The organism is Ruegeria sp. HKCCSA071 (assembly GCF_017872555.1).
GTDB lineage: Bacteria > Pseudomonadota > Alphaproteobacteria > Rhodobacterales > Rhodobacteraceae > Ruegeria.
Genome location: NZ_JAEDOX010000008.1, coordinates 68,722 through 81,253 on the forward strand (window position 1 = coordinate 68,722; position 12,532 = coordinate 81,253).

10 protein-coding genes are annotated in these 12,532 nt (G+C 54.5%); 8 read left to right on the forward strand and 2 right to left on the reverse strand.

The genetic code is table 11. From position 1 onward, the window contains the following. The first annotated feature begins 30 nt into the window (after nt 1-30). The 3 genes from I9188_RS14675 to I9188_RS14685 are packed head-to-tail and all read left to right on the forward strand — an operon-like array spanning nt 31 to nt 2,604. On the forward strand, nt 31-1,401 hold the full coding sequence (locus I9188_RS14675) for a multicopper oxidase family protein (RefSeq protein ID WP_170417903.1): 1,371 nt from the start codon (nt 31-33) through the stop codon (nt 1,399-1,401). Next, nucleotides 1,401-1,874, forward strand: a complete 474-nt coding sequence (locus I9188_RS14680) for a cytochrome c (protein WP_171724989.1) — start codon at nt 1,401-1,403, stop codon at nt 1,872-1,874. The genes I9188_RS14675 and I9188_RS14680 overlap by 1 nt, the downstream gene beginning before the upstream one ends. 37 nt (nt 1,875-1,911) lie before the next feature. After that, on the forward strand, nt 1,912-2,604 hold the full coding sequence (locus I9188_RS14685) for a DsbA family protein (protein ID WP_170418016.1): 693 nt from the start codon (nt 1,912-1,914) through the stop codon (nt 2,602-2,604). Nucleotides 2,605-2,641: 37 nt separating this feature from the next. Here I9188_RS14685 and I9188_RS14690 read toward each other — a convergent pair whose 3' ends face one another. Further along, entirely contained in the window at nt 2,642-2,839 is a 198-nt protein-coding gene (locus tag I9188_RS14690) for a heavy-metal-associated domain-containing protein (protein ID WP_170417905.1), read from the reverse strand. A gap of 173 nt (nt 2,840-3,012) precedes the next feature. Here I9188_RS14690 and I9188_RS14695 point away from each other — a divergent pair, with 173 nt between their 5' ends. Beyond that, nucleotides 3,013-5,523 (forward strand): heavy metal translocating P-type ATPase, encoded by a 2,511-nt coding sequence (locus tag I9188_RS14695; protein WP_170417908.1) that lies wholly within the window; start codon nt 3,013-3,015, stop codon nt 5,521-5,523. Between the two features lie 15 nt (nt 5,524-5,538). Further along, complete coding sequence (cueR, locus tag I9188_RS14700; RefSeq protein ID WP_152460772.1) at nt 5,539-5,925, forward strand: Cu(I)-responsive transcriptional regulator; 387 nt, start codon at nt 5,539-5,541, stop codon at nt 5,923-5,925. Nucleotides 5,926-6,227: 302 nt separating this feature from the next. On the opposite strand, the gene I9188_RS14705 is transcribed toward cueR, so the two are convergent. Further along, entirely contained in the window at nt 6,228-6,428 is a 201-nt protein-coding gene (locus I9188_RS14705) for a hypothetical protein (RefSeq protein ID WP_209507580.1), read from the reverse strand. A gap of 114 nt (nt 6,429-6,542) precedes the next feature. Here I9188_RS14705 and I9188_RS14710 point away from each other — a divergent pair, with 114 nt between their 5' ends. From I9188_RS14710 to I9188_RS14720, 3 genes are read left to right on the forward strand one after another with little or no spacing between them, the layout of a single operon-like run. Next, the gene (locus tag I9188_RS14710) at nt 6,543-8,738 is read left to right on the forward strand and encodes an efflux RND transporter periplasmic adaptor subunit (RefSeq protein ID WP_170417912.1); all 2,196 of its coding nucleotides are present in this window, start codon (nt 6,543-6,545) and stop codon (nt 8,736-8,738) included. Beyond that, on the forward strand, nt 8,735-11,914 hold the full coding sequence (locus I9188_RS14715; RefSeq protein ID WP_170417917.1) for an efflux RND transporter permease subunit: 3,180 nt from the start codon (nt 8,735-8,737) through the stop codon (nt 11,912-11,914). Before I9188_RS14710 ends, I9188_RS14715 begins: the two co-directional genes overlap by 4 nt. 29 nt (nt 11,915-11,943) lie before the next feature. Then, the gene (locus I9188_RS14720; protein ID WP_170417920.1) at nt 11,944-12,285 is read left to right on the forward strand and encodes a copper-binding protein; all 342 of its coding nucleotides are present in this window, start codon (nt 11,944-11,946) and stop codon (nt 12,283-12,285) included. Nucleotides 12,286-12,532: the final 247 nt, after the last annotated feature.

The following is a 12,532-nucleotide window of genomic DNA, read 5'->3' on the forward strand; positions in this document are numbered from 1 at the left end:
AGATCAAATTTTCTTTGGAGGGAAGTCCTCATGAAGCTCAATCGCAGGCAATTCGTTGCAGGCACGTCGGCACTAATCGCAGTGCCGACTATCGGGAGGGCGGCTACCGCCCCCCGAATAATCGAGGCGCGTTCAGGATTGGCACGTGTTGCCCCCGACAGCTATCCTGAAACCGAGATATGGGGATATGATGGCGGTGTTCCGGGCCCCGAAATTCGTGCCCGGCAGGGCGAAACGGTTCGCCGGACACTCCTGAACTCACTGCCTCAGCCTACGGCAATCCATTGGCATGGACTGCGGGTACCAAACAACATGGATGGGGTGCCGGGTCTTACACAGGAGGCTGTACCAACAAGCGGCGAGTTTCAGTATGACTTGCCTCTGAAGGATGCAGGAACCTTCTGGTACCACTCTCATAACCAGTCAACGGAACAAGTGGCCAGGGGCCTTTACGGCGCGTTCATCGTCGACGAAATGGACCCGCCGGACACGGATCATGACATTACGATCCTGCTGGATGACTGGAGGTTGGGTCAGGACGCCCAAATCGTCGATGATTTCGGCGCGATGCATGACTGGACGCATGCAGGCCGAATGGGAAACTACGTTCACGCACACATATCGCCCATGACAGAAGTTCTGACAAACCAGCGTTTGCGACTTCGAATGGTCAACGTGGCAACTGATCGGATCATGTATGTCTCAGTAGGTGGCGCAAACGGGAAACTGGTCGCTTATGATGGCATGCCTGTAAGGCAGCCAGAGGATTTTGAAACCCTTGTTTTTGGGCCTGCACAGCGAGCAGACTTAATTGTTGATGTCACAGCGGAATCGAACGAAGCCGTTCAAATAACTCTTCACGAACGCGATGAATCGTTTGTCATTGCTGAAATCCCGGTTTCGGGAAGCGGTGCATCCGCAAACCGCGGTGCAATAGAAGCCCTGCCACCCAACCCTGTTTCCTTTCTCGAAGATGTTTCTGACGCTTTGACAATCCCATTAGTGATGGAAGGCGGGGCGATGGGCGGACTGCGTCAAGGCACTTTTAACGGCCAGGTCATGAGCACCAATGAATTGGTTCAGGAAGGGCAGATCTGGACATTCAACGGTGTCGCCGGGTTACCTGAAAACCCCCTTGCTGCCGTTTCGCGTGGCGACATAGTCCGGATTCAGATGCAGAACGACACCGTCTTTCCGCACGCTATGCACTTGCACGGGACGCACTTTCAGGAAGTTCTGCCAAACGGCAACCTAGGGCCGCTGCGGGACACAATCCTGGTTGACCGGATAGAAAAGCGGGAGATTGCGTTCGTTGCGGATAACCCGGGGGATTGGCTGTTTCATTGCCATATGCTGTCGCATCAGGCCGCTGGTATGAAGACCTGGCTGAGCGTGGCATGATGAACAAGAGTTCGGCGAAATGGGTGTCACTGGCTGCTGTAGTGATCATTGTCGCGGTCGCTGGCTGGGGCCTGAGTGGGCGTGCGCAGAACAGTGCATCAGCGGATTCGGCACGTGGTGCAGTTTTGTACGCCGAAAACTGCGCGTCATGCCACGGGGCAAATTTGGAGGGTCAGCAGGATTGGCAAACACCTGATCCGGATGGCGTCTTGCGGGCGCCCCCGCATGACCGAACCGGGCATACCTGGCATCACGGCGACAAGCTGTTGTTCGACTATACAAAGTTTGGCGGGGACCAAACTTTGAAACAGATGGGTGTCGCTGACGTCAAAAGCGGCATGCCAGGCTTCGGGGACACTCTGTCGGATCAGGATATCTGGGACATCCTCGCCTTCATCCAGGAGAGTTGGCCGGATCGGGAACGCAAGCTGCAAGAGCAACGCACCGAAGCAGAACAAACGGAAGGAAACTGATGTGAAACGAATACTTGCAGGCTTAGTCGCTATCGCCATGTCGATTGGCATTCCTATGGCACGCGCCGACGAGCTGTCTGACTCCGATGTAAAACGGCTGGCTCTCGAAGCCATTTTGGAAAACCCTGAGATCATCATGCAGGCGATTCAATTGCTTCAACAGCGCGAGGATCAGGCAAAAGCCGAAGCAATTGGAAGCGTCTTGGAAAATCAGCGTGAATTGCTGGAACAGGATCCGAATGCGCCTGTAATCGGAAACCCGGAAGGCGATGTAACCGTGGTCGAGTTTTTCGACTATAACTGCCCATATTGCAAACGCGCTGCCCCGGTCGTGAAGAACGTAATCGCGGGCGATTCCGATGTGCGAATTGTTTATCGAGAATGGCCCATACTTGGAGAAGGTTCCGACTTCGCGGCACGCGCTGCGCTGGCCTCACGAAACCAGGGAAAATACGAAGAATTTCATTGGGCGCTTATGGCTCTGAACGGTCGTGCCACTGAGGCCAGTGTACTGAAAGTTGTTCGGGAACTTGGCCTGGACGAGGATCAATTGCGCGCAGATATGGAAGCGCCGGAAGTCGACGCGCATATTCAGATTTCCATGGAATTGGCCCGACAGCTTGGCTTCAGTGGCACTCCTTCGTTTGTGATTGGAGATGCGCTTGCCCCGGGTCTGATCACCGAAGATGAAATGACCCGGTTAATCGTGGCAGTCAGAGACGCAAGATAGAACCAAGGGGGCGACAGCATGTGCGCTCCTAAGTTTATCATGCGATCGTGGCTTCGTATCCCTCGGACTTCAGCGCTGCAAGGATATGATCAAGTGAATTGGTGCTTAAGACACGTACCCTGCGGTTTTCCATGTCAAAGTCCAACTGTGCGGAGGAATCCACCGTGGCAACGGCTTTTTCGATAGCTGACTTGCAGTGCCCGCAGCTCATATCCGGGATATTTAGGGTCGTCATGGATGTTTGCTCCTGTGTTCCGTCGTCCCGGCTAAAGTATTCCAGCACAGGAAGGTCAAGTCGTGATTATTGGATCGTCAAAATTAGTGGCAAAGAAAGTCAGCCCCATCCCTTGACCTTCCACTTGCTGGAACCCTTATGTTTCCCGTCAGCAGAACATTGGTGGTGACAATATGACTGAAATTTCACATGCAAGGTTTCAAGTTCAGGGTATGAGCTGTGCGTCCTGCGTAGGGCGGGTTGAGCGCGCGTTGAAAGATGTGCCAGGGGTAGATGCCGCTTCGGTTAATCTCGCCAGCGAAAGCGTTCAGGTCGATTTCCGCGATCCAGCCGATAAAGCGGCCATTGCTGATGCGTTAAACAGCGCCGGATATCTGGCACGGACGGAAGAGGTAACGCTGGATATTCAGAACATGTCCTGCGCATCGTGCGTGGGGCGCGTTGAACGGGCATTGCAAGCAGATGATGGCGTCTTGTCCGCGTCGGTCAATCTGGCCACCGAAAGTGCAACTGTACGTTATGCTGAGGGAGTCACAACACCCGAAGCCATCGCGGCGCTTGCGGCATCTGCTGGCTATCCGGCGAGCCTGCGATCCGCGACGCAGACCGAACCACAAGACCGCAAAGCCAAAGAGATTCGCCAATTGGCCCGGCGAACAAGCTTTGCCGCCTTGCTCGCTTTGCCGGTCTTTATCCTTGAAATGGGCTCGCATGTTATTCCGGGCATGCACCACCTGATAGCGAGCACGATCGGCATCCAGAACAGCTATTACCTGCAATTCCTTCTAACCACGATCGTTCTTTTTGGGCCAGGTTTGCAGTTCTATACTAAGGGATTCCCTTCCTTGTTCAAAGGCGCGCCGGACATGAATTCTCTGGTGGCTCTGGGCACTTCGGCGGCTTATGGGTTCTCGCTTGTTTCCACCTTTGCGCCGGGTGTTCTTCCCGCCGGAACCGCAAACGTCTACTACGAGGCCGCAGCGGTGATCGTGGTTCTCATATTGCTGGGGAGGTTCCTCGAGGCGCGCGCCAAGGGGCGAACTGGTGAAGCGATCCGAAAACTGGTCGGTCTGCAGGCAAAAACAGCGCGCGTTGAGCGCGACGGATCGGTTGTCGAGCTACCGATCGAGCAGATCGTTGTAGGGGATATTGTGCACGTTCGACCGGGCGAAAAAATCGCGGTGGATGGTGCCGTAGTGACCGGCGCGTCATATGTCGATGAAAGCATGATCACCGGCGAGCCGGTTCCTGCCGAAAAGACCGAGGGCGCAACTGTGGTCGGCGGAACAGTTAATGGCGCGGGCGCATTGACGTACCGGGCTGAAAAGATCGGCGCAGACACTATGTTGGCCCAGATCATTCAAATGGTCGAACAAGCACAGGGTGCCAAGCTTCCGATTCAAGGCTTGGTTGACCGCATCACGCTGTGGTTCGTGCCGGTAGTGATCGCTGTGGCCGTAATGACTGTGCTGGTTTGGATGTTGTTCGGACCCGATCCTGCGCTCAGCTTGGCGTTGGTAGCCGGGGTTGCGGTACTGATCATTGCTTGCCCCTGCGCCATGGGGTTGGCCACACCCACCTCAATCATGGTCGGCACCGGCCGCGCGGCCGAGATGGGTGTCCTGTTTCGAAAGGGCGACGCCTTGCAAATGCTGCAGGAAACCACCGTTGTTGCGGTGGACAAGACGGGGACCTTGACCGAAGGGCGTCCGGAGCTGACCGACCTGATTGTGGCCGAAGGATTGGCCGAGGATGAGGTTCTGCGCCTTGTTGCTGCCGTTGAGGTCACATCCGAACATCCGATCGCCACGGCCATCGTGCGCGCGGCTGAAACCCGTGGTCTGGAGCTTTCGAAGCCAGAAGACTTCACGTCGATCACCGGTTACGGGGTAAGCGCCTCAGTCGAAGGCCATACAATCCTGATCGGGGCCGACCGCCTGATGAGTCGCGAAGGGGTTGAAATGGGCGCGTTGTCTGATCGGGGCGCTGAACTCGCAATCAACGGAAAGACTCCACTTTATGCCTCCGTAGACGGAGTTATCGCAGCCGTCATCGCCGTGGCGGACCCAATCAAGACCACCACGCCAGACGCAATTGAAGCTTTGCACGGACTGGGGCTGAAAGTAGCGATGATTACCGGCGACAATACCGCTACAGCCAAATCCATCGCGGCGCAGCTTGGCATCGATCATGTCGTGGCCGAGGTTCTGCCAGAGGGTAAAGTATCCGCGTTGCAAGATCTGCGCTCAAATGGCGGAAAACTGGCCTTTGTGGGTGATGGCATCAATGATGCCCCCGCTCTGGCGGCGGCTGACGTAGGAATTGCGATCGGGACAGGCACTGACATCGCCATCGAGGCGGCTGACGTCGTTCTGATGTCAGGCGACCTGACAGGCGTGGTCAACGCCTTCGATATTAGTCAGCGCACCATGCGTAACATCCGCCAAAACCTGTTCTGGGCTTTCAGCTACAACACGCTGCTCATACCGGTTGCAGCGGGGGTGCTCTATCCGTTTGGCGGCCCGTTGCTGTCGCCGGTTTTGGCTGCAGGTGCCATGGCGCTGTCCAGTGTATTTGTCCTGACCAACGCGCTGCGGTTGCGCTGGGTTAAGCCGATCAAAGTTGGGCGAGAACAGATCTCGCAGAATGAAGAGCAGGCGCTGCGATCAGCGCCTGCTGAATAGAATAGGAGAACCGCTGTGAATATCGGAGATGTAGCAGAACGTTCGGGTCTGCCTGCCAAAACCATCCGTTATTACGAGGATATCGGATTCATCAAACCCAGGCGCAGTCTGAACGGGTATCGACATTTCGACGAAAAGGAACTGCACAAACTGGCCTTCATCGGGCGGGCCCGCTCATTGGGCTTTACCATTGAGGATTGCCGTTCACTACTGGCGTTGTACGAGGACAAAGAACGCGCAAGCGCGGACGTGAAGGATATCGCCAAACAGAACCTAAAAGAAATAGATGCCAAGATCGCGGACCTGAAGGCCATGCATGCTACACTGTCTCATTTAATCGATGAATGTGCCGGAGACCACCGTCCCGACTGCCCGATCCTGAAGAACCTCGGCCAAACTTAGATGCGCTCATCGTATGAACTGCCTCCTATTTTGGCAGTTTGTTACGTGTATTCGCGGGAATCCGCTTCATTTCGATACAGCGCACCAACTCACCTGTTTTTTCCTCCGACTGGCTTGAACACTCGTTACGTTCGTCCTAACTGCACGGGATGAAGTGGAAGTTTTTCTCAGTGTTGCGAATGACGTTTCTGACATGCGTCTGCTTGGCGATGACCTTCGTCGGCACTGTTGTGGTCGCGAGCAGTGACGTCAAAAACAGTAGCACCTCTGAGCCTCACGGCGTTTCAATGGCTGCAAAGTCATCAGACTTCAAACACGACCATAGCGGTTTGCATCCGACGACTGGCCAAATCCACACGGATAGCCACGTAAATCACAGCGGAGAATGTCATTCCGGTATCTGTTGTGTTGGCGAATATCCGACCCACGTAGGACTTGCGGTTTTGGCTGAAGCTTTTGGCCAGAAAAACCGTAACATGGATTCCGACATCCACAACTCTCAAGCGCCTCTGACGCCCGATCGTCCTCCACAAATCTCCTAACATCCACAGGCCCGTCAGCGCGGGTTTTCATGTTGTTTCGGTTCGAGCATGCACTGCGACCGTCAGGAGATTATTATGCGTGGAAGATATGCGGCACTATCAGTACTTGCCTTGGCGATTGGCCTGGGTGGAGGTGTCTTTCTTGAAAGACTGTACCTGAATCCAATTGATCAGGGCCAGTCGAACGAACCAGAGGTCCTTTATTGGGTAGCACCGATGGATCCGAATTTTCGGCAGCCTGGACCTGGAAAATCGCCGATGGGTATGGACTTGATCCCGGTTTATTCTGGGCAGGAACCTACCGGCGACCCTGAAGAAGTCACCCTGAGCGCTGCGGAAATCAACGCAATTGGTGTGCGAACTGCGGTTGCACGCATGACTGATATCGAACCTCGCATCGAAACGGTGGGTTTCGTCGGCTTTGACGAACACCTGACCAATCACGTTCATACGCGTGTTGAAGGTTGGATTGAGCAACTGAAAGTTCGAGCGGTCGGTGATCGCGTTGAGAAGGGGCAAGTTTTATTTGAACTCTTTTCACCACTGATCGCAGCTGCGACCGGCGATCTTGTACGCGCAGTCGAAGCTGGTGACCCGCGGATTTTGGACGCGGCGCGCAATAAGTTGATCAGCCACGGTATGTCCGCTCGTCAGGTTGCTGAGATTGAGGCGGGCGGTGAGTTGGTTCGAAATGTGGAAATTGAGGCACCTCAAAACGGTGTCGTCATAGCTCTGAATGCCGCCGATGGCATGTACCTGCAGCCAGGCACGCTTGCTTTTTCGGTAACCGATCTTTCTGAAGTATGGCTGATCGTTGATGTATTTGAACGAGATATTGCACGTTTGTCGGAAGATATGCGCGCGATAGCAAGGTTCGAGCACCTACCCGGTCGCACCTTCGAAGGCGACATCGACTATGTTTACCCTGAGCTTGATCCGCAAACCCGAACTCTTCCCGTAAGGCTTAGTTTCGATAACACCGACGGCGTGCTGCGGCCGGGCATGTTTGGCAGTGTTAGCCTTATACCGGATGAAAGCCGAAATGTTCTCACTGTTCCATCAGAGGCGTTAATTCGTACCGGTTCGGCGGAACGCGTCATCTTAAAAACAGGCGATGGTACTTTTCGCCCGAGACTGGTGACTACAGGTCTTCGAGACAGTTTCGGCGAGGGGGGTCGAACAGAAGTTCTGCAAGGGCTTGAACCTGGTGAGGAAGTTGTCGCATCCGCACAGTTTCTAATCGACAGTGAAAGTGCTTTGAGCGCCGGTTTCACCCGAATGGCACCAACGGATACCGAACCAGCACGCGGGGCAGGCACCCTGGTTTCACTCGATGCCCAAAATCGTATGGCAACTGTTCGTCACGATGTTCTCGAAAGCCTCGATTGGCCCGCAATGACTTCGCAGTTTCCGGTGAGGTCTGGTGTTTCGCTCGACAGCTTGAGTGCAGGCGACGCAGTCGCTTTCGTGATCGCACGGGGTGCGGATGGGCTTCTGAGCCTGATGGAGCTTGCACCAGACGATGGTATTGCCGGAACTGGTGCCGGAATCGCGCGCGCCGTCACTTCAGACGGCAAATTGACGCTTGAGCACGGACCGATCCCCGAGCTCGGTTGGGCCGCCATGACAATGGATTTGCCTGTTGTAGGAGTAGATCTCACTACCGTGCCAATCGACATGCCAATTGAGTTTGATCTGGCTGAGGGAGAAGGGGGGATGTTCTCGATTGTGGCAATTCGCGAAGAGGGCTCGCCGCCGACGGATTCCGTTGAACCCGAAGAAACCGACACGCCTTCTGCTCCACCGATTGTAGTCACCGGCACGATCAACCTCGTTAATGCTGAGGCGGGAACGGCAACCATCACTCACGGGCCGATGACTGAGATTGGCATGCCCGGAATGACCATGGATTTCCCATTAGAACCTACATTGGACACAAGCATGCTCGAAGTCGGTTCTGAAATGACTCTGACTTTCGCGCGTGCAGATGGCATGACAATGGTGTTGGCTGCGGCAACGCCTATTGCACCGCCACTTCAGGTTTCTGGCCGGATTAACAGTATCGACCCGAACGCGCGTACCGCGAACGTAACACACGGTCCGATGACTGAGATCGGCATGCCGGGCATGACCATGGATTTCCCGGTTGCGGAGGGGATTGAGGTTTCTAACTTGCCTGTAGGGATTGATGTTTCTTTGATCCTTCGCCGCAATCCCGACTTTTCGATGACGCTGTTAGAGGTCGCGCTTGATGGGAGTGTTACGCAGTGATCACGGCCATCATTCGTTCTTCGCTCGCCAACAGGTTCGTCATCTTGGCCCTCGCATTCATGATAGGAGTTGCGGGTATTTGGGCCATTCGTGAGACGCCGGTTGATGCAATCCCGGATCTGTCGGATGTCCAGGTAATTGTTCGCACGCCATATCCCGGGCAAGCGCCTCAAGTTGTCGAAAACCAAATCACATATCCACTTGCGACAGCCCTATTGGCCGTACCCGGTGCAAAAGACGTTCGCGGGTTCTCGTTCTTTGGAGACAGCTTTGTATATGTTGTCTTTGAGGACGGGACGGACCTCTACTGGGCTCGGTCGCGTGTGCTCGAATACTTGGGCCAGATTACCGGCAGCTTACCTGAGGGCGTGTCACCACAACTTGGCCCTGATGCGACTGGGGTCGGGTGGATTTATCAGTATGCGCTGGTTGACAGAACCGGAAATCATGATCTGGCTCAGCTCAGGACTCTGCAGGATTGGTTTCTGAAATACGAATTACAAGCCGTGGAAGGCGTCTCAGAAGTCGCCACCATCGGCGGAATGGTCAAACAGTACCAGGTCGTCGTCGACCCAAACAAACTACGTGCCTATGACATAACACTTGCACAATTGAGGACGGCTATTCAGGCGGCCAACCGCGAGACGGGCGGCAGCGTCATTGAGATGGGGGAAGCCGAATTCATGGTCAGGTCCTCGGGCTACATTGACGAATTGTCAGACCTTGCAAGCGCGCCGTTGATGGTCAACGACCGTGGCGCCGCTCTGACGCTTGGAGACGTCGCTGAAATCCGTCTGGGGCCGGAAATGCGGCGCGGTGTCGGAGAACTCGACGGGCAAGGAGACGCGGTTGGTGGAGTAGTCATTCTGCGATGGGGTGGGAATGCGTTGGCAACGATCAAAGCGGTGGAGGCGCGCATCGAAGAGTTGCGCTCAAACCTGCCGGAGGGGGTCGAAATCATAACGACCTACGACCGATCTGGTGTGATCGAGCGTGCTATCGATAACCTCCAGAAGAAACTGACGCAGGAATTCATTGTCGTTGTTCTTGTGTGCGCGGCTTTTCTACTTCATCTGCGGTCATCCCTCGTAATTCTTCTGTCGCTCCCTCTGGGAATCTTTGCCGCATTTATTCTGATGAAGGCGCAAGGAGTAAACGCAAACATCATGTCGCTCGGCGGCATAGCCATCGCTATTGGTGCGATGGTCGACGCATCGATTGTGATGATCGAGGCGATGCACAGGCGGTTGGAAAAAGAAAAGCTCACAGCAGAGAACCGATGGCGGATTGTGCAAGAGTGCGCTTCTGAGGTGGGACCAGCCCTTTTTTATTCTCTGGCGATTATCACGGTTAGTTTTTTGCCTGTTTTCGTTCTGGAAAATCAGGAAGGTAGGCTCTTCTCGCCACTCGCTTATACCAAAACCTACGCCATGGCTGCAGCCGCCATCCTTTCGATAACGCTGGTTCCGGTCTTGATGGGTTACTTTGTAAGGGGGCGTATTCTACCGGAGCGAAAAAATCCGCTAAATCGCTTGGTTGTGTTCGTGTACCGCCCATTTCTGGACGCGGCAATTGCCTGGCCATGGGCAACAACACTGTTGGCCGGCGTTCTGGTGACGTCCATGTGGTACCCGTACCAGAGAATTGGCTCTGAATTCATGCCCGAGTTGAACGAAGGTGATTTTCTCTACATGCCGAGCTTCTACCCCGGGATCTCGACGGGAAAAGCCCGTGAGGTACTGCAGCAGACCAACCGCCTGATCGCGACCGTGCCTGAAGTCGAAACTGTTCACGGTAAAGTTGGGCGTGCGGAGACTGCAACCGATCCAGCACCTCTAACGATGGTGGAGACCACAATCCAACTCAAGCCGGAAGAAGAATGGCGCCCCGGCATGACAATGGAGAAAATCCGGAATGAGCTCGATCGTATCGTTCAGGTTCCGGGCGTTACAAATGTTTGGATCCAACCTATCAAGAACCGCATCGATATGCTTGCGACAGGTATCCGTACTCCTGTCGGTGTCAAAATATCCGGCACCGACTTGGAGGTCATTACAGATATAGGGATCGAAGTAGAGCGTGCGGTCGCTGATATTGATGGAACGGCTTCCGCCTACGCAGAGCGACCTGTTGGCGGGCGTTTCATCGAAATCGACGTCAAACGAGATGCCGCCTCCCGATACATGATGAGTGTTCGAGAAGTTCAGGACGTAGTGCAGACCGCAATTGGCGGTATGCAAGTGTCGGAATCTGTGGAGGGGCTGGAGAGGTTTCCTATAAACCTTCGGTACCCTCAGGCATGGCGAGACAGCCCGGAACGGCTCGAAAATCTTCCTGTCGTCACGCCGTCGGGTGCTCATGTGCCACTGTCCGCTCTCGCCGATATTCGAATAGTTGACGGGCCGGGAATGATACGATCAGAGAACGCTCGACGAACTGGGTTCGTGTTCATCGACATCGCGGGGCGCGACCTGGGCGGCTATGTGGCCGAAGCACAAGAGGTGGTTACAGAAAAGGTCGACCTGCCTCCAGGTTACTCGCTGACTTGGTCAGGGCAGTATGAGTACATAGAGAGAATGCAGGACAGGTTGACGATCGTTGCTCCTGCAACCCTGCTAATTATCACGCTCATGCTTTTCTTGGCGTTCAATCGGGTGATTGAGGTCGGGATAATTCTTGCGGCGCTCCCGGTCGCATTGGCAGGTGGGGTTTGGTTCTTATGGTATCTTAACTTCGATATCTCAATTGCTGTGCTCGTGGGCTTCATCGCGCTGGCGGGAGTTGCCGTGGAAACAGCGATTGTCATGTTGTTGTACCTCAATCTTGCTTGGGAGAAACGTCGAGGGCTGGCGCAATCGGAACAGCGAAAGCTGACACGTGACGATATCGAAGACGCGGTGTTCGAAGGAGCCGTTCTTCGGGTTCGGCCGAAGGTAATGACTGTAGCCACGATCTTTGCAGCACTGATACCCATCATGTACGGCACCGGTACAGGCTCTGAAATCATGCAGCGGATCGCTGCGCCGATGATTGGGGGCATGGTGACAGCGACCCTTCTTACGCTTTTTGTCATTCCCGCAATATTCGTGATTTGGAAACGGCTCGCGCTCAATCGCGTGAACCGAGAGATCTCCCACACGATCCAGGAAGTGCCCCCTGCGCTTCCGGCAGAATAATACCCACAACCTTGAAACAGGAGCATCTGATGAAAACTTTGACTGCAATTTTGGCCCTATTGGCCGTGTCTACAACATCCGGCATCGCGCAAACGAACCACGGCATGGACCATTCCAACATGCCCATGTCTTCCGAACAGATGGAAGGTGCGGTCCACGCAAAGGCTTTGGTGAACTCAATTGGCGACGAAACCGCTAACGTCAGCCATGATCCGATCCCCGAGATCGGGTGGCCCGCGATGACGATGGATTTGCAGCTTCTTGAGAATGCCCAGATGATGGGTGAGATCAGCGCAGGTGACGAAGTCACACTGATGTTGGTCAAAAGCGATGATGGTATGTATGCGATCGGCGCGATCATGAAAAACTGAGTCTGTTGATGCGGCAGCTATTCACCAATGATGTGATTGTTCGCCGTTTCAACGACTGTAGGAAATTCTATGAACTAAGAGAAATGGAGTAGGAGCCACTCAAGAACCAAATCGTATTTCAACGATCTGTGGCTCTGCTCATAAGTTATCAGTCCATTGTCGGTTAAAGGCGCTTTAAGCAATTCGTTGACTGATTGAAGCTCCAAAGCTCAGAAAATCTTCCGGCTATACTGATTGAACAGAGCAA

Bases quoted from the DNA above. Each gene is read 5' to 3' on its own strand.
- I9188_RS14675 (WP_170417903.1), top strand. From the start codon at position 31: ATGAAGCTCAATCGCAGGCAATTCGTTGCAGGCACGTCGGCACTAATC.
- I9188_RS14680 (WP_171724989.1), top strand. From the start codon at position 1,401: ATGAACAAGAGTTCGGCGAAATGGGTGTCACTGGCTGCTGTAGTGATC.
- I9188_RS14685 (WP_170418016.1), top strand. From the start codon at position 1,912: ATGTCGATTGGCATTCCTATGGCACGCGCCGACGAGCTGTCTGACTCC.
- I9188_RS14690 (WP_170417905.1), bottom strand. From the start codon at position 2,839: ATGACGACCCTAAATATCCCGGATATGAGCTGCGGGCACTGCAAGTCA.
- I9188_RS14695 (WP_170417908.1), top strand. From the start codon at position 3,013: ATGACTGAAATTTCACATGCAAGGTTTCAAGTTCAGGGTATGAGCTGT.
- I9188_RS14710 (WP_170417912.1), top strand. From the start codon at position 6,543: ATGCGTGGAAGATATGCGGCACTATCAGTACTTGCCTTGGCGATTGGC.
- I9188_RS14720 (WP_170417920.1), top strand. From the start codon at position 11,944: ATGAAAACTTTGACTGCAATTTTGGCCCTATTGGCCGTGTCTACAACA.